The 19,159-nt window shown below is 73.0% G+C and carries 20 protein-coding genes; 15 read left to right on the top strand and 5 right to left on the bottom strand.

Translation table 11 applies throughout. The annotated features are described in order from the left end of the window. Position 1: 1 nt before the first annotated feature. The 3 genes from AB0I21_RS19180 to AB0I21_RS19170 form a co-directional block, all read right to left on the bottom strand. Complete coding sequence (locus AB0I21_RS19180; RefSeq protein ID WP_360562757.1) at positions 2–1,021, bottom strand: MoxR family ATPase; 1,020 nt, start codon at positions 1,019–1,021, stop codon at positions 2–4. 13 nt (positions 1,022–1,034) lie between these two features. Next, positions 1,035–3,611, bottom strand: a complete 2,577-nt coding sequence (locus AB0I21_RS19175; protein WP_360562755.1) for a fibronectin type III domain-containing protein — start codon at positions 3,609–3,611, stop codon at positions 1,035–1,037. A gap of 84 nt (positions 3,612–3,695) precedes the next feature. Beyond that, positions 3,696–5,060, bottom strand: coding sequence for a fibronectin type III domain-containing protein (locus tag AB0I21_RS19170; RefSeq protein WP_360562753.1), 1,365 nt, complete (start codon positions 5,058–5,060; stop codon positions 3,696–3,698). A gap of 83 nt (positions 5,061–5,143) precedes the next feature. Here AB0I21_RS19170 and AB0I21_RS19165 point away from each other — a divergent pair, with 83 nt between their 5' ends. Then, positions 5,144–5,872 (top strand): TetR/AcrR family transcriptional regulator, encoded by a 729-nt coding sequence (locus AB0I21_RS19165; protein WP_360562751.1) that lies wholly within the window; start codon positions 5,144–5,146, stop codon positions 5,870–5,872. Here the strand turns inward: AB0I21_RS19165 and AB0I21_RS19160 are convergent. Then, a complete protein-coding gene (locus AB0I21_RS19160) occupies positions 5,869–6,756 on the bottom strand; it encodes an AraC family transcriptional regulator (RefSeq protein ID WP_360562749.1) in 888 nt (295 codons plus the stop codon). The genes AB0I21_RS19165 and AB0I21_RS19160 overlap by 4 nt on opposite strands. Before the next feature lie 111 nt (positions 6,757–6,867). After that, a complete protein-coding gene (locus tag AB0I21_RS19155) occupies positions 6,868–7,308 on the bottom strand; it encodes a hemerythrin domain-containing protein (RefSeq protein ID WP_360562747.1) in 441 nt (146 codons plus the stop codon). A gap of 122 nt (positions 7,309–7,430) precedes the next feature. Between AB0I21_RS19155 and AB0I21_RS19150 the strand changes: the two genes are divergently transcribed. The 14 genes from AB0I21_RS19150 to AB0I21_RS19085 all read left to right on the top strand — a co-directional run bounded on the left by AB0I21_RS19150 (position 7,431) and on the right by AB0I21_RS19085 (position 19,158). Continuing rightward, complete coding sequence (locus AB0I21_RS19150) at positions 7,431–8,084, top strand: aldolase/citrate lyase family protein (RefSeq protein ID WP_360562745.1); 654 nt, start codon at positions 7,431–7,433, stop codon at positions 8,082–8,084. Positions 8,085–8,608: 524 nt separating this feature from the next. Next, a complete protein-coding gene (locus AB0I21_RS19145; RefSeq protein ID WP_360562743.1) occupies positions 8,609–11,242 on the top strand; it encodes a nitrate- and nitrite sensing domain-containing protein in 2,634 nt (877 codons plus the stop codon). A 50-nt stretch (positions 11,243–11,292) separates the two neighbouring features. After that, entirely contained in the window at positions 11,293–11,688 is a 396-nt protein-coding gene (locus tag AB0I21_RS19140; protein ID WP_360562741.1) for a roadblock/LC7 domain-containing protein, read from the top strand. Further along, a complete protein-coding gene (locus AB0I21_RS19135) occupies positions 11,685–12,260 on the top strand; it encodes an ATP/GTP-binding protein (protein WP_360562739.1) in 576 nt (191 codons plus the stop codon). Before AB0I21_RS19140 ends, AB0I21_RS19135 begins: the two co-directional genes overlap by 4 nt. 142 nt (positions 12,261–12,402) lie before the next feature. Further along, entirely contained in the window at positions 12,403–13,593 is a 1,191-nt protein-coding gene (locus tag AB0I21_RS19130; RefSeq protein ID WP_360562737.1) for an ABC transporter substrate-binding protein, read from the top strand. Between the two features lie 5 nt (positions 13,594–13,598). Beyond that, complete coding sequence (locus AB0I21_RS19125) at positions 13,599–14,474, top strand: branched-chain amino acid ABC transporter permease (RefSeq protein ID WP_360562735.1); 876 nt, start codon at positions 13,599–13,601, stop codon at positions 14,472–14,474. Continuing rightward, positions 14,471–15,436: a branched-chain amino acid ABC transporter permease gene (locus AB0I21_RS19120; RefSeq protein WP_360562733.1), complete on the top strand. Its 966-nt coding sequence runs from the start codon at positions 14,471–14,473 to the stop codon at positions 15,434–15,436. Before AB0I21_RS19125 ends, AB0I21_RS19120 begins: the two co-directional genes overlap by 4 nt. Next, positions 15,429–16,160: an ABC transporter ATP-binding protein gene (locus tag AB0I21_RS19115; protein ID WP_360562731.1), complete on the top strand. Its 732-nt coding sequence runs from the start codon at positions 15,429–15,431 to the stop codon at positions 16,158–16,160. The genes AB0I21_RS19120 and AB0I21_RS19115 overlap by 8 nt, the downstream gene beginning before the upstream one ends. Next, complete coding sequence (locus AB0I21_RS19110) at positions 16,157–16,843, top strand: ATP-binding cassette domain-containing protein (RefSeq protein WP_360562729.1); 687 nt, start codon at positions 16,157–16,159, stop codon at positions 16,841–16,843. The genes AB0I21_RS19115 and AB0I21_RS19110 overlap by 4 nt, the downstream gene beginning before the upstream one ends. A 196-nt stretch (positions 16,844–17,039) precedes the next feature. Beyond that, on the top strand, positions 17,040–17,462 hold the full coding sequence (locus AB0I21_RS19105; RefSeq protein ID WP_360562727.1) for a hypothetical protein: 423 nt from the start codon (positions 17,040–17,042) through the stop codon (positions 17,460–17,462). A 14-nt stretch (positions 17,463–17,476) separates the two neighbouring features. Further along, positions 17,477–17,860, top strand: coding sequence for a hypothetical protein (locus AB0I21_RS19100; protein WP_360562725.1), 384 nt, complete (start codon positions 17,477–17,479; stop codon positions 17,858–17,860). Then, positions 17,767–18,036 (top strand): diguanylate cyclase, encoded by a 270-nt coding sequence (locus AB0I21_RS19095; protein WP_360562849.1) that lies wholly within the window; start codon positions 17,767–17,769, stop codon positions 18,034–18,036. The genes AB0I21_RS19100 and AB0I21_RS19095 overlap by 94 nt, the downstream gene beginning before the upstream one ends. 64 nt (positions 18,037–18,100) lie before the next feature. Continuing rightward, positions 18,101–18,802: an energy-coupling factor ABC transporter permease gene (locus AB0I21_RS19090; protein WP_360562723.1), complete on the top strand. Its 702-nt coding sequence runs from the start codon at positions 18,101–18,103 to the stop codon at positions 18,800–18,802. Continuing rightward, positions 18,799–19,158 (top strand): PDGLE domain-containing protein, encoded by a 360-nt coding sequence (locus AB0I21_RS19085; RefSeq protein WP_360562721.1) that lies wholly within the window; start codon positions 18,799–18,801, stop codon positions 19,156–19,158. Before AB0I21_RS19090 ends, AB0I21_RS19085 begins: the two co-directional genes overlap by 4 nt. Position 19,159 lies beyond the last annotated feature (1 nt).

Below are 19,159 nucleotides of genomic sequence, written 5' to 3'. Positions count from 1 at the left end.
GTCAGACCGTGGCGGGCGTGGCGGGCGGGGCGGCCGGCACGGGCACCGGCACCGCGTCGAGCACCTCACGGACGACGTCGCCGGGCGCGACGCCGCGGACCTGCGCGTCGGGCGACAGCAGCAGCCGGTGCGCGAACACCGCCTCCGCCAGGGCCTTGAGGTCCTCCGGCACGACGTACCCGCGGCCGTCGATGAGCGCGTACGCCGACGCGGCGCGGGTCAGCGCGATGACGCCACGCGGGCTGACGCCGACCCGCACCCGCGGGTGGCCGCGGGTCGCGTTGCCCAGGCGGACGGCGTAGCCCAGCAGCGGCTCCGCGATGTGGACCCGCCGGGCCAGCCGGACCAGCTGCGCCACCACCTGCGTGTCGGTGATGGCGTCCAGGGCCTCGGGTGAGCGGGTCACGGCGCCGCGCAGCACCTCGATCTCGACCGCTTCGCTCGGGTAGCCGACGGCGAGCTTCATGAGGAACCGGTCGAGCTGCGCCTCGGGCAGCCGGTAGGTGCCGTCCATCTCGATCGGGTTCTGCGTGGCGACGACGAGGAACGGCCTCGGCACCGCGTGCCGGACGCCGTCGACGGTGACGTACCGCTCCTCCATGACCTCCAGGAGCGCCGACTGCGTCTTCGGCGAGGCCCGGTTGATCTCGTCGGCGATGACGATGTTGGCGAACACCGGGCCGGGGTGGAACTCGAAGCCGCGGGTCGCCTGGTTGAAGATCGTGACGCCGGTGACGTCGGACGGCAGCAGGTCGGGCGTGAACTGGATGCGCCGCCACTGCCCCTGCACGCTCGCCGCGACCGCCCGGGCGAGGGTGGTCTTGCCGACGCCGGGCACGTCCTCGAGCAGGACGTGCCCCTCGGCGAGCAGCGCGGTCATCGTCAAGCGGATCACCTGCTGCTTGCCGAGCACGATCGACTCGACGTTGCGGGCGAGCCGGCCGACGAGGTCGGCCGCCGCCGCGACCTCCTCGGGGCTCGGTGGGCCTGCCTCAGGGGACGGTGCTTCGGGTGTGCTCACTGTGCTCCTGCGCTCAACACTGCTTCAGCGGTCCGGTGCCGTTCGGCAGGTCGAACCACGCGTACGGGATGTAGTTCTCGCCCTTGAAGTTGATTTTGATCCAGACGGCGGTCTGCTTGCCGCCCCACGGCTTCGCGTTGACGCTCGACCCGTTGGTCTGACAGATCGCGGTGTAGCTGTCGGGAGCGTAGACGTCGCCGACGGACGAGCCGTTCTGCGTCGCGGTCCGGTACACCCAGATGCCGCCGTTGGGCGCGCCGTGGCCGCAGTAGCTGGTGTCGCCGCAGACCACGGTGCCGCGGTAGACGGGCGTGGAGAGCGAGCCGGTCGCGTTGGCCGTCATGTTCGCCGCGTTGGTGACCGTGACCGTGTAGTTGTAGGCCGTGTTGGGCCACAGGCCGCCCATGGTCAGCGAGCCGGCGCACGCGTTCTCCACCGCGCCGACGCCCGCGACGTCGAGCCGGCACTTCGCGGGCGCGCCGCCGCCGTCGGTCGCGGTGAACGCCACCGTGATCGACTGCAGCGCGGCCCGGCTGTTGGCGGTGTCGACCCGCATGGTCGGCGCGGCGAGGGTGCTGGCCGCGCCGTTCGCGGCGGCGCCCCCGCCGGCCTTGTTGACCGCCTTGATCTGCAGCGTGACCCGCTCGTTGTCGCCGAACCCGCCGAACTCCTTCGACAGGGCGGTGCCCAGGTCCTGCTTCACACCGTTGACGGTGGCCTGGTAGCCGGTGATCGGCGCGCCGTTGTCCTCCGCGGCGCGCCACGCGGCGACGATCGTGCCCCGCTTCGTGGTCACGGCGCGGACCGTCAGCCCGCCCGGCGCGCCGGGCTTGGCGAACGGCACCACCGACGGGCTCAGCGGCGACTGGCCGGAGCTCGCGCCGATGTCGTTGATGGAGGCGACGCGGAACGCGACCTGCGTGCCGTAGGGCAGCTCGCCGGCCGGCACCTTGAACGTCGGCTGCGCCGACTCGAACGTCTTGGACTCGTCGCCGGACACGGTCGTGATCGTGTACTTGACGATCTTGTGCCCCTGCCCGTTGGCGGCCGGCCACGTGACGGTGACGGTGCCGTCGGGGTTGGCGGTCGCGGCGACGCTCACCGGCGCGTCGGGCACCTGCGACGTCGGTGTGACCGGGTTGGCGGCCTTCTTCGGCCCGTTGCCCTTCGCGTTGACCGCGTAGACGGTGAACTTGTAGGACTGCCCGTTGGTCAGGCCGGTCAGGTCGAGCGCCCGCTGGCTGGCGCCGACCTCGTGCTGCTTGCCGTCGCCCTCGACCACGTACTTCGTGACCGCGCTGCCGTTGGCGGGCGCGGCGGTCCACGTGACCCGCGCCGAGGCGTTGCCGGGCGTCGCCGTCACCCGCGCCGGGGCGCCGGGCGGGCCGACCGGCGGCTTCGCCGGCGGCGGCGGGGGCGGCACCGGCGGGGCGTCGCCGCCGACCACGTCGTTGTTGTACTTGTCGACGACCTGCACGTGGTGCTTGGCGTCCACGACCCGCGCGGTCGACCCGCCGGGCGCGTTGATGAACATGCGGTCCTCACGGACCTCGATCTCCAGCGGCTTGCCGCCGGCCTTGATCTGGATCGCGTCGAGCGGCTTGCCGGTCGCGTCCAGCACGTACACGGTGCCGGTCGAGTCGTCGGCGCAGTAGAAGCGCCCCGACCAGGCAACGCACGGCTGCAGCTTCGGGCTCTCGCCGGGCACGGTGAAGTCGCTGACCGCGTCGCCGTTGACGACATAGACGTGCCGGTCGTCCACGACGGTCACGGGCACGTCGCCGCCGACGGTGCGCTGCGGCATCGCGCCGTTGCCGGTGAGGCGCAGCGGCACCTTCTTCAGGGCCTCGCCACGCAGCGTCGTCAGCGTCGTGGCGGTCTTGTCGAGCACGGCGACGCCGGTGTCCAGGATCGACAGCGCCAGGTCGTGGTTGGGCTCGGCGACGCTGACCGTCTTGACCTTCGTGGGGTCGGCGGGGAGCCCGCCGCCTTGACCGCCGCTGCCGCCGCTCGGCTTCTTCGCCGGGGCCGGCTTGACCGCCACGACGGTGCCCTCGGACGGCACCAGCAGCCACAGCCGCCCGGTGTCGTCGAACGTGCCGCCGGAGATCCCGGGCGGGAACGTCACCGTCTCGCCGACCGGCAGCAGCGTCGCCGGGTCGAGCTGGCGCACCTGCCCCTGCACGGTGTCGACGATGAACGCGACGTCGTCGTGCACGGCGACCGTGACGCCGAGCCCGGGGGTGGCCTGGGTCGTCGCGCCGAGCGTCAGGCTGGTCAGGTCCAGCACGCTGATCTTGCCGGTGTTGAGGTCCCGCAGGATCACGAACCGGTCGCTCTGGGTCACCTGCATCGTGTGGCCCTGCGCGTCGGTGATCTTCGTGCGGGTGTCGACCTTGCCGGTGACGCCGTTGACCCGGGCGACCTCGCCCTTGTCGTTGCTCCACAGCCACGAGCTGACGTCATAGCTGGCCACCGCGTTGTTGGCGGCGCCGGTGCCGAAGAGCGTCAGCCCGAGGACGGCGACCAGGCCCACGACGGTGCCGAGCGTGACCAGTCCGCCGCCCTTGCGCGAACGAATGCTCACCATGCGGCCCCCTCCCCGAAACCGGCGCCCATCATATTCCTGTCGATGTGTGATGCACACCCGGCGTGTCTAGATCGGTTCGCTTCGTTATTTCCGCTGCGTGCAGGCCAGATCCGACAGTGCGACGCGGTCCGTGGAGTAGACGGCGGCGACCGTGAAGCAGTAGTTGAGCTTCGGGTTGAGGCCGTTGAGCGTGTACGTGGTGGCGCCCGCGGCGAGCACCTGCAGCTGTCGCAGCGCGCCCTGCTGGCCGCCGGCGACGATGAACGGCACCGATCCCTGCGACGGATCGGTCCATGTCAGTGTGATGGACGTCTTGTCGTCCCGCAGCTTCAGTGCGCCCGGCGCTTTGGCGCCATCTGTAGTGGCCTCGCCGGTGGCGCCGGGGGGTGCGCTCGTCGGGGCGGCCGCGCCGGTCTGCTGGTCGGGGCGGGCGGCGACGAACGAGATGACCGCCGCGGCGACCCCGCCGAGCACCGCCAAGACCAGGATCACCAGCAGCGCGATCAGCGGCGAGCGGCGGCGGGGCGGCGCGGGCTCCGGCACCCACGGGTCGCGGTGCCGTTCCTCCGCCGGGGCGGGCGCCGGCCACGGCTGCGCGGCCGGGCGCTGCAGGACGCCCTGGCGCACCTCCTGCCAGCCCTGCTCGCCCGGTGCCTCCCGCGGCACCGGCTCGTCCCAGTCGTCCTGCTCGTCCGGTCGCCACAGCGGGGCGTGTACGGGCTCCGGCGGCCACACGTCACCCGGTCGTGGCTCCGGATGGAAGATCGGCCGGTCGTCGGCGTCCGGGCCGCCACCGGGGGCGGGCGTCACCGGCGCGGTCGCGGCGGCCGGCGTGGCCGCGCCGTTCGAGCCGCCGTTCGAGCCGCCGTTCGAGCCGCCGGCCGGGCCGGAGCGCTGGTCGACGGGCCAGGCCGGCGGGGCGGGGCTCGGCGACGTGGTCCCGGTCGGCGCGGACAGCGGCTCGAACGGCGCGGGCGCCGACGGGTGCGGGGCGTGGAAGGCCGTCGCCGGCACCGCGGGCTCCGGCAGTCCCAGGTACCGCCGCGCCGCCCGGACGCTCGGGTGGTCCTCGCCGAGCGCCGCCGGTCCCAGCCTCGCCAGCTGGCCGTAGCGCCGCTTCGCCTCGTAGACGTTGCCGAGCTCGTCGGCGATGCGGGCCAGCTCGTAGGACAGGGCGAGCATCACCGCGTGCCCGTCGCCGAGCCGGTGGTAGCCGGCCGCGAGCCCCTCCTCCAGGACCCGCCTGGCGTCGCTGAGCTCGCCCAGGTCGGTGTGGAACTTCGCGAGCACGCAGGTCGCGGCGAGCACGTCCGGGTCGTCGCCCCCGAGGCTGCCCGTGGCGGCGTCGAGCGCCTGGTCGAGCAGGGAGAACGCGCCCCGCACGTCGCCCTGCGCCGCGACCGCGCGGGCGCCCTGCACGGCGTTGGCAAGCTGGGCGGACGAGGACACGCCGATACTCTGCCCTGTTCCGTGCCCCTCCCGCCACCCCCTGCGCCGCCCCGGTGCGAGCGTGCCTGATCGATACTTGAGGTATGGCAGATCACCCGCTGAGCCCGCTGCCCGGGGCCCGTGAGGCGCGCGACCCGTCCCGCGCCATCAAACGCGGCCCGAGCAGGGTCCCGCCGGAGGTCGTCGCCGCCAACCAGCGGGAGCGCCTCTACGACGCCGTCGTGCACACCGTCGCGGAGAAGGGCTACGGCAACGCGACGGTCAGCGACATCTGCCGCGCCGCGGGCGTGACCCGGCCCGCCTTCTACGCGCTGTTCGCCGGCAAGGACGACGCGCTCATCGCCACGTACCGGCACGGCACCGACCTCCTGCTGCACCTGATGGAGTCCGCGTTCCGCGCCGAACCCGTCTGGCGCGACGGCGCCCGCGCCGCCCTGCGGGTGCTCCTGCAGGTCCTCGCCGAGCTGCCGGCCTTCGCCACCACGGCGGTGGTCGAGATCGACGCCGCCGGCCCGCTGGCCAGGGCCGAGCGCGCCGAGCTGCTGCGCCGCTTCGACCGCTTCTTCAGCGAGGCGCCGAGCGCCGGCGACCTGCCGATGCCGGAGGAGCTGGTCGAGACGGTCGTCGGCGGCATCTACGCGACGATCTACCGCCACGTCGCCGCCGGCCGCGTCGAGCAGCTCCCCGCGCTGCTGCCGATGCTCGCGTACTTCACGCTGGTGCCGTTCGTGGGCCGCGAGGAGGCGGCGAGCGAGCTGTCGATCCCCGTGCCGGAGGGCCCGTCCGGCTGCCGCCTGACCCCGGAGGTCTAGGCCGTGCGGGGCGCCAGCGGGGTGAGGCGGCCCGGCAGGGACGAGCGCTGGTGCGGCACGCGCGGCGGGGCGGGGGAGCGCAGCAGCGTCGCGCGGAAGGCGCCCGGGGTGAGGCCGGTCTCGCGGGCGAAGAACCGGCCGAAGTTGGTCGGCTCGTCGAAGCCGAGCCGCCGGCCGACCTCGGCGACCGGCAGCGTGCTCGTGGCGAGCAGGCGCTTGGCCTCCAGGGCGATCCGCTCGTCGACGATCTGCTTCGCGCTGCGGCCGGTCATCACGAGGCCGGCCCGGGTCAGCGTGCGCACGGAGCAGCCCAGCCGCTCGGCGTAGTCCTCGACCCGGCGGTGGGTGAGGTCGCGCTCGATCTCGGCGCGGAGCTGGTCGATCAGGTCGGCGGCGGGGCCGGAGCGCACCGGTGGCGCCAGCGCGACGATCCGCATCAGCAGGACCGCGACCTGGTGCGCGAGGAGGGCGCGGCTCAGCTCGCTGCCGTCGCTGCGGGCCCGGTCGACGGCGATCTGCGCGATCTCCGCGACGATCGCCTCCTCGTCCTCGCCGGCCGGCTGCCAGCAGGTGGGGGCGGTCGGGTCGGTGACGAGCCGCACGGGCAGCGGCGGCAGGGCCGGCAGCGTGGCGGGCGGGAAGGCGAGGACGGTCGCGTCGAAGCCGGCCTGCCCGCCGAACTGGTGCACCTGGCCGGGACGCCCCCACAGCAGCGTGCCGGGGCGGCAGGCGTGGGTCACGAAGTCGATCGTGTGGGTGCCCTGGCCGGTGCTGGCGAGGATGACGACATGGTCGCGGACCCGCTGCGGCGCGGGGTGCGCGGGCAGGTCGCTGAGCCGCGCCGCATCGACGGCCGCGGTCGGCGAAGCCCGCAGAAGCACCATGACCTGCCCGACTGTACCCAAGCGGGGCCGAGCCGTCACCTCCACCGGATTCCGGTGCCGGGTCGGCCCGCGATCGCGCTCATGACGCCTGTCCGGGCGTGCGGGCCGGGCTCAGCCGACGCTGATGCCGGCGACCGCCAGCTCCTCCAGGCGGACCTGCTCGAAGGCGGCGCCGATCTCGATGAGGCGGGCCGCGTCGACGGACTCGCGCAGCGCGGGCAGGGTCGACGTCTCCTCCTCCTCGACGTGGTGGCCGACGGTGGCGATGAAGTCCTCCAGGCGGTCGTTGAACGACTCGTCCTCCGGGCCCATCCGCTGCAGGTCGTGGAGCATCCGCTCCGCCTCGTGGTGCTCGTCGGCGCCGCGGTGCGCGACCTCGTCGGGCAGCGATGGGTACACCTGCTGCTCCTCGGCGTGGCTGTGCGCGGTGAGCCGCGCGGCGATCTCGTCGAGCAGCAGCTGCCGGTCGCCCGAGCCGGCTCGGAGCCGGTCGAAGAGCTGCTCCATGAGCCGGTGGTCATTCATGATCAGCGTGACGGCGTCGGATGCCATGACTCCCCCTGTCGTCGCGGTCACCATTCAGCGTGCATGCATACCCGGCCGCAAGAAGGGCTAAACGGTCAAAACGCACCGCACGACGTGCGCCGTGCGCACTTCCGACCGATGATCGAACTATGCGGTCGTGGCTGTATATCCCCGATATCCGAAATGTCGGAAACATCGGTACCAGTGAGGCTGACGCCCTGGTGGTCGACCTCGGTGGCGCCGCCGACCCCGCCGCCGTCGGCGGCTGGATCGTGGACGCGGCCCGGGAGGCGGTCTGGGTCCGGCTGGACGCGACGGAGCGCGGCCGGCAGGCGCTGCGGGTCGTCGTCTCGCCCGCGCTGACCGGGGTCTGCGTCGCCGCCGAGTCGGCCAGCGAGATCGCCGCCCTCAGTGCCGTCATCGCCGAGGCCGAGGAGGCGGCCCGGCTGCCGGTCGGGCGGATCGCCGTCGTTCCCCGCCTGGCGACCGCCGCCGCCGTCCTGCAGGCCGCCGAGATCGCCCGCGCCCCGCGGGTCGCCCGGCTCCAGCTCGCCGAGGGCCCCCTGGCCCGGCAGCTGCTGGTCGAGCCGGGCGACGACGAGCGAGAGCTGCTGTGGGCCCGGTCGATGGTCGTGATGGCCGGCGCGGCGGCCCGGCTGGCGCCGCCGATCGCCGCGGCGTGCCCGCCCGGCACCGATTGCGAACCGTCCGGCGTGGTCCTGCGCCGGCTCGGCTTCCGCGGCCGGACCTGCCTTGACGAGGACCAGGTCCGGATCGCGAACAACGTATTCACGACCCCATAGGACATTGGCACAAAATTATGTTACCCATGACAAATGCTTACCCTTTGTGCTGTCGACAGCGCGTTGGGTGAGTATTTCCGTCCCGTAAAAACCTGGAAACGTCACCGTTGCGCCCGGCGTCCCGTGGCCAGCGGAAGTTGGCCCCGTGGCAGCCGTTAGGGTCCGTATGGGTTCGTGTACACCAACCCAACGGATGAGGAAAAACAAGGCGATCGGCGGCGCGCGTGCGACATCGGTATTGACATGGATCGGCCGAGCTGTGATTGTGCTCAACGTCATGCGCCTGCTTGTCAGGACTGACCCGTATTGTCAATCTCGGATGCCTGCGGGGACTCTTCGTGACCCAAAGCCAGAGCACGTCGTCGCTGCCCGTCCCAAGACAGGAGCGCGACCCTCGGCTGAGTCCCGATCGTCGGCCGACCCGTCACGCCGCCGCCCCGGCCGCGCCTGAGCGCGACCCACGGGCAGGACGGCGCGAGCGGCCCGGCCGGCGCATCATCGACCAGCTCCGCCTCATCGTGGGCGTGCCGCTCGTCGCCGTTGTCGTGTTCGCCGGCATCGCCCTGGTGACCACCGTCCAACAGGTGAACCGCAGCCGGCAGTTGCAGGACCTCTCGGCGCTCGCCTCCGACGCCGGCGGCCTCGCCCACGCGCTGCAGCGCGAGCGGGCCGCGGCCGTCAACGTGCTGCTCAACCCGAACCCGGCGCAGCTGGAGGCGTACTCGTCGCAGGTGATGATCACCGACGACAACGTCACGGCGTACCGCGAGAGCCGCGCCGGCATCAGCGACGTGCCGGACGTGGTCCGCCGCGTCGACTCGAACCTCGACGGCCTGGCACAGCTGCGCGAGCAGGTCCGCAAGGACGCCCGCGCGTCGGTGTCCGGGATCGCGTTCAGCTACCGCATCCTCATCGCCGACCTGCTGTCCTACCGGGAGTCGGTGGCCCGCTCCGGCGCCCCGACCGAGCTCGCCGACCAGATCCGCGCCGCCGCCGCCCTGTCGCGCGCCGCGGAGGCCCTCGGCCAGCAGCAGGCGGCCGTGCTGCGAGCCGTCGCGGCGACCGAGCTGACCCCCGCGCTGCAGCAGGAGATCACCGCCACCCGGACGAGCTTCATCGAGGCGACGGTCCAGTTCAACGACCTCGCCCCGGCCGAGTGGCGCAGGTGGTACGAGCAGGCCAGCACCGGCGAGCAGATCGTCGCCGCGCAGCGGCTGCAGGACCAGGTCAGCCGCACCCGGCCCGGTGAGCGGTTCAGCCTGGACACCGGCGGCTGGATCAACGCGATGTCCGGCTGGTCGGGCCTGCTGTTCGGGGTCCAGCAGAAGGTCGACGACGCGATCCAGAAGAAGGTCGGCGACCTGCGCGACGAGCAGATGACCCAGGCCGGCTTCCAGATCGCCGGCGTCGCCCTGGTGCTGCTCATCGCGATCGTCCTGACCGGTGTCGTGGCCCGGCGGATCACCCGCCGCCTGCGCGCCCTGCACGACTCGGCCCGCGACGTCGCCTACGACCAGCTGCCCGCGGTCGTCGCGGAGCTGCGCGCCGCCGCGCCCGGCACGGTCGACCCGGACGAGGTCGCGGACCGCGCCTCGGCGAAGCTCGTCGTCGGCGGCGCGGACGAGGTCGCCGACGTGGCCCAGGCCTTCCGCGCGGTCCACCGCGAGGCGGTCCGCATCGCCGGTGAGCAGGCCGTCATGCGGTCCAACGTCGCCGAGATCTTCGTCCACCTGTCGCGCCGCGAGCAGCGACTGGTCGACGCGGTCCTCGCCCAGGTCGACCGGGTCGAGCGCGACGAGACCGACCCCGACCGGCTGCAGCAGCTGTACCAGCTGGACCACCTCGCCACCCGGATGGCCCGGATCAACCTGAGCCTGCTCGTCCTGGGCGGCTCCGGCGCGGCCCGCGTCCGCCGCGAGGACGCCCCGATGGGCAAGGTCCTGCAGGCCGCGATCTCGCAGATCGAGCACTACACCCGGGTCCGGTTCGGCAGCGTCGACGACGACGTCGCGGTCGTCGCCGAGGCGGTCGACGAGATCGTGCACCTGCTCGCGGAGCTGCTCGACAACGCCACCGGCTACTCGCCGCCGGAGTCCGAGGTGTGGGTCACCGGCCGGGCCCTCGGCGACCGGGTCATCCTGCAGATCGTCGACGAGGGCGTAGGCCTGCCGCCGTCGCGCCGCGAGCAGCTCAACCAGCTGCTCGCCCAGCCGCCCGCGATCGACATCGCCGCGGTCCGCGCCATGGGTCTCACCGTGGTCGGGCACATCGCCGCGCGGTACCAGATCCAGGTGCAGCTGCGGCCGGGCCAGCACACCGGCACGCTCGCCGAGGTGGTCATCCCCAAGGACGTGTTCCGCCCGATCATGGCCTCGGAGCGGCAGCCGCAGCTCGCGCCGGCCGTCACCGCGAGCCTGCCCGCCGGGTACGCCCAGAGCGGCGGCGGCAACGGCAACGGCAGCGGTGGCAACGGGGGCGGTCCCGCCGCCCGCCCGGTCGCCGCGGAGCTGTTCACGCCCGCGCCGCGGACCGCGCCGCCGAGCCTGTTCGACGTGCCCACCCAGGAGTACCGGGTCGCGACGCCCACGCAGGAGTTCGCGCCGGTGCAGGACTACGCGCCGGTCCAGGACTACGCACCGGTCCAGACACCGGTCCAGGACTACGCACCGGTCCAGACACCGGTCCAGGAGTACGCGCCGGTGCAGGAGTACCGCGCGCCGCAGCCGATGCCCATGCCGCCCGGCCCGGGTTCGTGGCCGCCGCTGCCGGAGCCCGACGTGCCCTCGATCCTCGCCGACGCCGACGACTCGATCGAGCTGCCGATCTTCCAGTCGGTCAACGGCTGGTTCCGCACCGAGACACCCGTCGAGCTCGCCGACACGGGCGTGTACGCCGCGCCCGAGGAGCCCACGAACTGGGAGTCCAGCGCCGACGTCGGCTGGCGTGCCGCCCAGCAGGCGGCCACGCCGGACGTCAGCAGCGTCACCGCGTCCGGCCTGCCGGTCCGTGCGCCGCAGCGACATCTGGTGCCCGGCGCGGCCGCGCCGGCACAGGGGGAACGCTCCACCGCACCGCGCCGGGACCCCAGCAAGGTCGCCGCCGCGATGTCCGCCTACGCCCGCGGTGTGGCCGGCCGCCGGCCGGGCGGCGGCTCCTGATCCGCATGGGCTCCCTGACGCACCAAGAACAGCAAGAGAGGACCACTTCTGTGACCGACCCGAGTAATCTCGGTTGGCTGCTGGACAACTTTGCGACCCGCACCCCCGATGTCAGCCACGCGCTGGCGATCTCCACCGACGGGCTGGTCCTGGCCCACACCCGCGCGCTGCCGCGCGACCGGGCCGACCAGCTGGCGGCCACCGGCAGTGGTCTCGTCGCGCTGCTCGCCGGCGCGGCGCGGTTCTTCGAGGCGGGCAGCGTCATCTCCAACGTGACCCAGCTCGACGGCGGCTTCATGTTCACCATGGCGTTCACCGACGGTGCGTCGCTGCTGGTGCTCGCCTCGCCGCACGCCGACGTCGGCAAGGTGTCCTACGAGATGACCGAGCTGGCCAACCGGATCGGTGACGCGCTGGCCCCGACGGTCCGCGGAGCGCCGGCATGACCACTCCGGGGCGCGGGCGGCCGACCGCTGTCAAGATCATCATTGCGGGCGGTTTCGGCGCCGGTAAGACGACCCTCGTCGGGGCCATCTCGGAGATCCCGCCGGTGACGACCGAGGCGGTGATGACCGCGGCCAGCCTCGGTCACGACGACTCGACGCTCGTGCCGGACAAGGGCAGCACCACCGTCGCCATGGACTTCGGCCGGATCACGCTGTACCAGGACCTCGTGCTCTACCTGTTCGGTACGCCCGGGCAGAAGCGGTTCTGGTTCATGTGGGACGAGCTGTGCCGCGGCGCGATCGGGGCCGTGGTCATCGCCGACACGCGGCGCCTCGCCGACTGCTTCGGCGCCATCGACTTCTTCGACAACCGGCGGCTGCCGTACGTCATCGCGGTGAACCACTTCGAGGGCGCGGCCCGCTACCACCTCGAGGACGTCCGCGACGCCCTCGCGGTCAGCCCGGGCGTGCCCATGATCAACGCCGATGTCCGCTCCCGCGCGTCGGCCAAGGAGATCCTGGTCGCCGTCACCGAGCACGCCCTGGCGCAGCGCACCGCCGCCCGCCGCTGACCCGACCGCGCCGGCGCCGATGACCGCGCCGACGCCGAGAACCGTGCCACCGACCAGAACCGCGTCACAGAACGAACGTCCGCGAACCCCTCCGCGAACCCCTCCGCGAACCAACCGCGAACGCAGAACACATAGGAGAACCATGCAACGACGATCGCTGGTCAGTGCGGTGCTCGCCGCCGGTCTGCTGGTCGCAGCCGCCGGCTGCGCCGACGGCGACGCTGACACCAAGTCCAACAGCGGCGCCGCCGCCTCCACCCTGAAGATCGGCTTCCTCGGTTCCCTCACGGGCACCTACCAGGCGGTCGGCACCGACCTGAAGAGCGGCTTCGAGCTGTACCTGTCGATGCACGACAACAAGCTCGGCGGCCACCCCATCGACCTGAAGATCGCCGACGAGGGCGACGGCGCCCCGACCGCGCTGCCCGCCGCGACGAAGCTCATCAAGGACGAGAAGGTCGTGGCGCTGACCGGCATCGTCGGCGGTGGCTCGGTCGCGGCCGTCGCGCCGCTGCTCGCCGAGGCGAAGATCCCGCTGATCGGCTCCAACGGCCGGCCGGAGCTCAAGGACCTCAGCGGCGTGTGGACGACCAGCTTCATGTCCACCGACGCGGGCCAGGCCATCGCGCAGTACATCAAGGACAAGGTCAACGGGCCGGTCTTCGCGATCGGGCCGGAGTACCAGGGCGGCTTCGACCAGGTCGGCGGCTTCACCACCGAGTTCACGAAGATCGGCGGCCAGCTGGTCAACGGCAAGGCGACGTGGACGCCGTTCCCGGCGACCACGAACTTCCTGCCGTACCTGTCGCAGATCAAGCAGAGCGGCGCCAAGGCCGTCTACACGTTCTACGCCGGCAAGGCCGCGATCGACTTCGTGAAGCAGTACGCGCAGTCCGACGCGAAGGACATCCCGCTGTACGCCGCAGGCTTCCTCACCGAGGGCTCGGTGCTGCAGGCGCAGGGCGACGCGGCGCGGAACATCCTCAACGTCTGCAACTACTCGCCGGACCTCGACAACGAGGAGAACCGCAAGTTCGTCGCCGCCTGGAAGCAGAAGCACCCGGACGCGACCCCGACCGAGTACGCGATGGCGTCCTACGACGCGGCCGCCGTCCTGGACCGCGCGATCGCCGCGGCCGGCGACAACCCGACCCCCGAGTCGATCAACGCCGCCGTGGCCAAGCTCGGCCAGATCGCGTCGCCGCGTGGCAACTGGCAGTTCGGCCCGAAGAACCACTCGCCGATCCAGAAGTGGTACCTGCGGCAGGTCCGCAACGACGGCCGGGCCCTCGCCAACGTCATGGTGCAGGACCTCGCGACGGTCGGTGCCTGACCGAGTTGGACGCGTATCTGATCCCGGCGGTCGACGGCGTGGCCTACGGCCTGCTGCTCTTCGTCGTCGCCGCCGGGCTCACTCTCGCCTTCGGCGTCGGTGACGTGCTCAACCTGGCGCACGGCACGCTGTTCGCCTTCGGCGCCTACGCGGCGGCGAAGGTCAGCGACGGGTCGTGGGCCTCGCTCGCGGCCGCGGTGCTCATCGGCGCCGTGGCCGCGGCGGCCGGCGGCGCCGTCCTGTCGGCGCTGCTCGTTCCGCTCGCCGGGCGGGGCCACCTGGCGCAGGCGCTGCTCACGTTCGGCGTCGCGCTCGTCGCCGGCGACCTGCTCGTCGGGGTGTTCGGCCCCGACGAGCTGCCGGTGCGGATCCCCGCGAGCCTCGACCGGGCGGTGACCATCGCCGGGCACTCGTACCCCGGCTACCGGCTCGCCTTCATCGGCGTCGCCGCGCTGATCGCGGTGGCGCTCTACGTCGTCGTCGCCCGCACCCGCCTCGGCAGCCTGGTCCGCGCCACCGTGGACGACCGTGACATGGTCGCCACGCTCGGCGTCAACCCGTTCATGGTGCGCACCGGCATCCTCGCCGCGGGCGGTGCCCTCGCCGGGCTCGCCGGCGCGCTCGGCGCCCCGATCATCGGCCCCGGGCCGCGCACCGCGGACCTGGTCCTCATGCTGTCCCTGGTCGTGGTGGTGCTCGGCGGCATGGGCTCGATCGGCGGCGCGTTCGTCGCCGCGATCGCGGTCGGCGAGATCCAGACCATCGGGGTGACCTCGGAGACGACCCGGGACTACGCCCCGTTCCTGCTCTTCGGCGCGATGGCCGTCGTGCTGTCCGCGCGGGCCCGTGGCCTGCTGTCGGCCGGGAGGAGCGCCGCATGACCGCGCTCAAGCGCCCCGCGCTGCCGGCCCCGCTGCGGCGCCTCGCGCCGCTGGGGTTCCCGGCGCTGATCGCCGTGCTGCTGCCCCTCGCGTGGGTCCTCGACGACTACGCCACCAAGACCCTCACCCGGATCCTCGTCATCGGGCTGCTCGCCGTCAGCGTCGCGCTGCTCACCGGCGTCGCGGGCCTGCCGACGCTCGGGCAGACCGCGCCGTACCTCGTCGGGGCCTACACCGCCGCGACCCTGGTCCGGCACGACGTGGCGATCGGCGTCGTGCAGCTGCTCGCCGCGGCCGCGGCCGGGGCGCTGTTCGCGTTGGTCACCGCGCCGCTGGTGGTCTACGCACGGGGCGTCGTCGTGCTCATGATCACCCTGGCGCTCGGCGAGCTCACCTCGACCGTCGCCGGGCGGTGGAAGTCGGTCACGAACGGCACCGACGGCATGCTCGCGTTCGCGTCCCCGGCCCCGCTGCCGGGGCTGATCACGCTCAACACCGACCGGGCCACGTACCTCTACGTCCTCACCGTCGTGGCGGTGCTGGTCGGCGCGGTGCTGCTGGTGCTGCGCTCGCCGGCCGGCGCGATGCTGCGGGCCGCCCGCGACGGCGAGCAGCGGATGCGGGCCAGCGGGCACCCCGTCGCCGGGTACCTCACCGTCGCCTACGTGGTCGCCGGTGCCCTCGCCGGCTCGGCGGGCGCGCTGCTGGTCACCGTCGAGCGCTACGTCTCGCCCGGCGACGGCGGCTTCGACGTCTCCGCGCTCGTCCTGCTCGCGGTCGTCATCGGCGGCGCCACCTCGCTCGTCGGCGCGCTGCTCGGCGCGGGCCTGGTGGTCGCCGCCCGCGACTGGGTCTCCGGGCCGCTGCCCGGCCACGCGCCGCTGGTGCTGGGCGGGCTGTTCATCATCTGCGTGTACCTCCTGCCACGGGGGTTGCTGGGGAAGCGGTCGGCGCATGACTGACGTGCTCGAGGTGGAGGGGCTCGGTCGCCGGTACGGTGACCTCGCCGCCCTGGACGGTGTCGACCTGCGGATGGCGCCCGGCGACCGGGTCGGGCTGATCGGCCCGAACGGCGCCGGCAAGTCCACGCTGCTCAACCTGGTCGCCGGGTCGCTGCGGCCGACGGCGGGCCGCATCCGGCTCGACGGCCGCGACGTCACCCGGCTCGGCCCGGCCCGCCGGGCCCGGCTCGGCGTCGGCCGGACCCACCAGCACCCGGCCGTCTGGTCGAGCCTGCCGGTGCTGGACAACGTGCTCGTCGCCGCCCGCCGGCCGTGGGGACGGCTGCGCGCCGGCCGCCGCGCCAGGGCCCACGAGCACGCCCGGGACCTGCTCGCCGGCGTCGGGCTGACCGGCGTGGACCAGACCCTCGCGGGCGCGCTGTCACACGGGCAGCGCCGGCAGCTGGAGCTGGCGATGGCCCTGGCGGGGGAGCCGCGCCTGCTGCTGCTCGACGAGCCCGCCGCGGGTCTCGCCCCGCCGGAGGTCGAGGTCCTCGCGTCGCTGCTGGCGTCGCTGCCGCTCACCGTCGCGATCCTGCTGGTCGAGCACCACCTCGACCTGGTCTACGGCTTCGCCGACCGGATCACGGTGCTGCACTCCGGCCGTCACGTGCACACCGGCACCGTCCCGGAGACCCGCTCCTCGCCCGAGGTGGCGGCCGCCTACGCCGGAGTGGCCCCATGACGCTGACCATCGAGGGGCTGCACGCCGGGTACGGCGGCGGCACCGTCCTGCACGGCGTCGACCTGTCCGTGCCGGAGGGCACGGCCCTGGCGGTGCTCGGGATGAACGGCGCCGGCAAGACCACCCTCGTGCACACCATCGCCGGCCTGGTCAAGGCCCGCTCCGGCAGCGTCCGGCTGGGCGGCACCGAGCTGGCCCGGCGACCGGCGCACGCGATCGCCAGGGCGGGTGTCGCGCTGGTGCCGCAGGGGCGCCGGGTCTTCGCCAGCCTCACCGTCGCCGAGCACCTGACGCTGTCGCGCCGCAAGGGGGAGTGGACCCGGCAGCGCGTCCTGGACCTGCTGCCGCGGCTCGGCGAGCGACTCACCCACAAGGGCAACCAGCTCTCCGGCGGCGAGGCGCAGATGCTCGCGATCGCCCGGGCGCTGCTGACCCAGCCGCGGCTGCTGCTGCTCGACGAGCCGTGCGAGGGGCTCGCCGTCGACCTCGCCGCGCGGGTCCGGTCCGTCGTCGCCGAGCTGACCCGCACCGGGCTCACCGTCCTGCTGGTCGAACAGCAGCCCGAGCACGCCCGGGCGGTCACCGGGCACCTCGTGCACCTGGAGAACGGCACGCTGGGCGCCGTCACGGAAGGCGGCGAGGGGGACACCGCAGGGGCGGCAGGAATTTCCATGCTTCGATAGGTTGTCGGGCGGTCACCCTCCGGAGCAGGGATGCCCGCGGTCCGGGTGGCCGTGCCCGACGAGGAGCTGCGCTTCAAGCAGGGCATGATCGTGCGCAGCGTCGAGACGCTACCGGTGACCTGGTAACACCTGTCGGCGCCGCACCTGCACCCGCCGGCGTTTCACGCACCCCCGCCGCCTGACGAACCAGGTGGGCATGGCAACGATCGGACGCCCCGCACCCTGGCAGCTCTGGACCGTGTGCGGGGCGCTCGTCATCGTCGCGTACTACCTGCTGCCGGCCGGTGGCATCGAGCGCGGCCTGCTCTACCCGGCCCTGTCCGCGTCCTGCACGCTGGCGATCCTGGCCGGCATCCGGCGCAACCGCCCGGTCCGGCCGTCGGTCTGGTACTGCGTCGCCGCCGGGATCGGGATGTGGTCCGCCGGCGACTTCGTGTTCGCCTGCCGGTACTACGCGCTCGACGACCCGTCGTTCCCGTCCTACGCCGACGCGATCTACCTCGCCGCCACCCCCGTCCTCGCGACCGGCGTCTACATCCTCATCAAGGGTCGGTCTCCCGCCGGGACTGGGCCGGGCTGCAGGACGCGCTCATCATCTCCACCGGCCTGGCGCTGCTGACCTGGACGTTCCTGATGCGCCCGATCGCCGCGGACCACTCGGCCGGGCTCCTGGCGAGGCTCGTGTCGCTCGGCGCGCCCGCCGGCGACCTGCTGCTCATGTCGATGCTGCTGCGCCTCGTGACCAGCCCCGGCGGGCGCAGCGCCAGCTACCGGTTCCTGATCGGCGCGTTCGGCCTCACGCTCGGCACCGACGTGCTCTACAGCGTCGTCAACACGATCGCCGTGTACGCGGGCGGCGCCATGGACGCCGGCTGGATGGCCGCCTACGTGCTGTTCGGCGCCGCTTCTGCCCCGGCGACACCCTGGCCCGCTACGGCGGCGAGGAGTTCGGCGTGCTCCTCGTCGGCGCCGCCCCGCCGGAGGCGGCATGGATCCTGGACCGGCTGCGCGAGGTGACCCCGCACGGCCAGTCGTTCTCCGCCGGGCTGGTCCGGTGGGACGGCGTGGAGGCCGCGGACGAGGTGGTCGGGCGCGCCGACGAGGCCCTCTACCACGCGAAACACAACGGCCGGAACCGCGTTCACCTGGTGGACGCCAGCCCGACGACCAGGAACACCAGGATCCTCGCCTGAGGTTCGCGCGCGCCTTGTTGCAAACTCTTGGCAACAACGTGGCGTCGGCAATAGGCTGCATGGCATGCCTGCGGTAGCCATGCACATCTCCAACGGGATCATCGACAACCAGATCGCGGTGCTGTTCGCCGGTGTCGCCCTCGCCGGGCTCGCCCTGTGCTTCATCCAGGGCCGGCGCGAGCTCGACGACCGGCTCGTGCCCATGGCGGGCCTGGTCGCGGCGTTCATCTTCGCCGTGCAGATGCTCAACTTCCAGGTGCTGCCCGGGGTCAGCGGCCACCTGCTCGGCGGCACCCTCGCCGCGATCCTCGTCGGGCCCTACCTCGGCGCGATCTGCGTCACGATCGTCCTCGTCGTGCAGGCACTGATCTTCAGCGACGGCGGCGTCACCGCCCTCGGGCTCAACGTCACCAACATGGCGCTGCTCGGCACCGCCGCCGGCTACCTGGTCGTCGCCACCCTGCTGCGGGTGCTGCCCCGGCGCACCTGGACGCTGACCGCGACCGCCGTGATCGCCAGCGTCGTGTCGGTGACGGTCGCCTCGCAGGGCTTCGTCCTCCAGTACGCCCTCGGCGGCGCCACCGACGTCGGCAGGTCCCTCGGCGCGATCGCCGCCGCCATGGCCGGCACGCACCTGCTGATTGGGCTCGGCGAGGGCGTCATCACCGCGCTCACCGTCACCTACGTGGCGAAGGTCCGCCCCGACCTCGTCTACGCGGTCCGCAACCTGCGGCGTCCGGTCGTCAGTGAGGCGGTCACGGCATGAAGAAGTCGACCTGGTTCATCCTCAGCGGCCTGATCGCCGCGCTGCTGCTCGCCGGCGTGGTCAGCAACTACGCCTCCGGCCACCCCGACGGCCTCGACTCCGTCGCCCGGGAGGGCTGCACCTTCGACGCCGACGACCACATCACCGGCGGCACCTGCATGGCGCAGTCGGAGACGGACAACGCCACCAAGGACAGCCCCCTCGCCGGGTACGGGCTGCGCGGCATCGGCAACGACTTCCTCTCCACCGGCCTGTCCGGGGCGATCGGGGTCGTCGCCACGTTCGCGCTCGGCGGCGGCGTCTTCTGGCTGCTGCGCGCCGGTCGATCCTCGCGCTCCTCGCATCAGGCGGGCTGAC

This window comes from Dactylosporangium sp. NPDC050588 (assembly GCF_040654975.1).
In the GTDB taxonomy this organism is placed as follows: domain Bacteria; phylum Actinomycetota; class Actinomycetes; order Mycobacteriales; family Micromonosporaceae; genus Dactylosporangium; species Dactylosporangium maewongense.
This window is presented reverse-complemented; position numbering and strand designations above follow the sequence as displayed.

Coding starts and splice junctions, on each gene's coding strand:
- AB0I21_RS19100 (WP_360562725.1), top strand. CDS start 17,477: ATGCGCCCGATCGCCGCGGACCACTCGGCCGGGCTCCTGGCGAGGCTC.
- AB0I21_RS19150 (WP_360562745.1), top strand. CDS start 7,431: ATGCGGTCGTGGCTGTATATCCCCGATATCCGAAATGTCGGAAACATC.
- AB0I21_RS19165 (WP_360562751.1), top strand. CDS start 5,144: ATGGCAGATCACCCGCTGAGCCCGCTGCCCGGGGCCCGTGAGGCGCGC.
- AB0I21_RS19175 (WP_360562755.1), bottom strand. CDS start 3,611: ATGGTGAGCATTCGTTCGCGCAAGGGCGGCGGACTGGTCACGCTCGGC.
- AB0I21_RS19115 (WP_360562731.1), top strand. CDS start 15,429: ATGACTGACGTGCTCGAGGTGGAGGGGCTCGGTCGCCGGTACGGTGAC.
- AB0I21_RS19160 (WP_360562749.1), bottom strand. CDS start 6,756: ATGGTGCTTCTGCGGGCTTCGCCGACCGCGGCCGTCGATGCGGCGCGG.
- AB0I21_RS19120 (WP_360562733.1), top strand. CDS start 14,471: ATGACCGCGCTCAAGCGCCCCGCGCTGCCGGCCCCGCTGCGGCGCCTC.
- AB0I21_RS19090 (WP_360562723.1), top strand. CDS start 18,101: ATGCCTGCGGTAGCCATGCACATCTCCAACGGGATCATCGACAACCAG.
- AB0I21_RS19110 (WP_360562729.1), top strand. CDS start 16,157: ATGACGCTGACCATCGAGGGGCTGCACGCCGGGTACGGCGGCGGCACC.
- AB0I21_RS19105 (WP_360562727.1), top strand. CDS start 17,040: ATGGCAACGATCGGACGCCCCGCACCCTGGCAGCTCTGGACCGTGTGC.
- AB0I21_RS19085 (WP_360562721.1), top strand. CDS start 18,799: ATGAAGAAGTCGACCTGGTTCATCCTCAGCGGCCTGATCGCCGCGCTG.
- AB0I21_RS19135 (WP_360562739.1), top strand. CDS start 11,685: ATGACCACTCCGGGGCGCGGGCGGCCGACCGCTGTCAAGATCATCATT.
- AB0I21_RS19155 (WP_360562747.1), bottom strand. CDS start 7,308: ATGGCATCCGACGCCGTCACGCTGATCATGAATGACCACCGGCTCATG.
- AB0I21_RS19130 (WP_360562737.1), top strand. CDS start 12,403: ATGCAACGACGATCGCTGGTCAGTGCGGTGCTCGCCGCCGGTCTGCTG.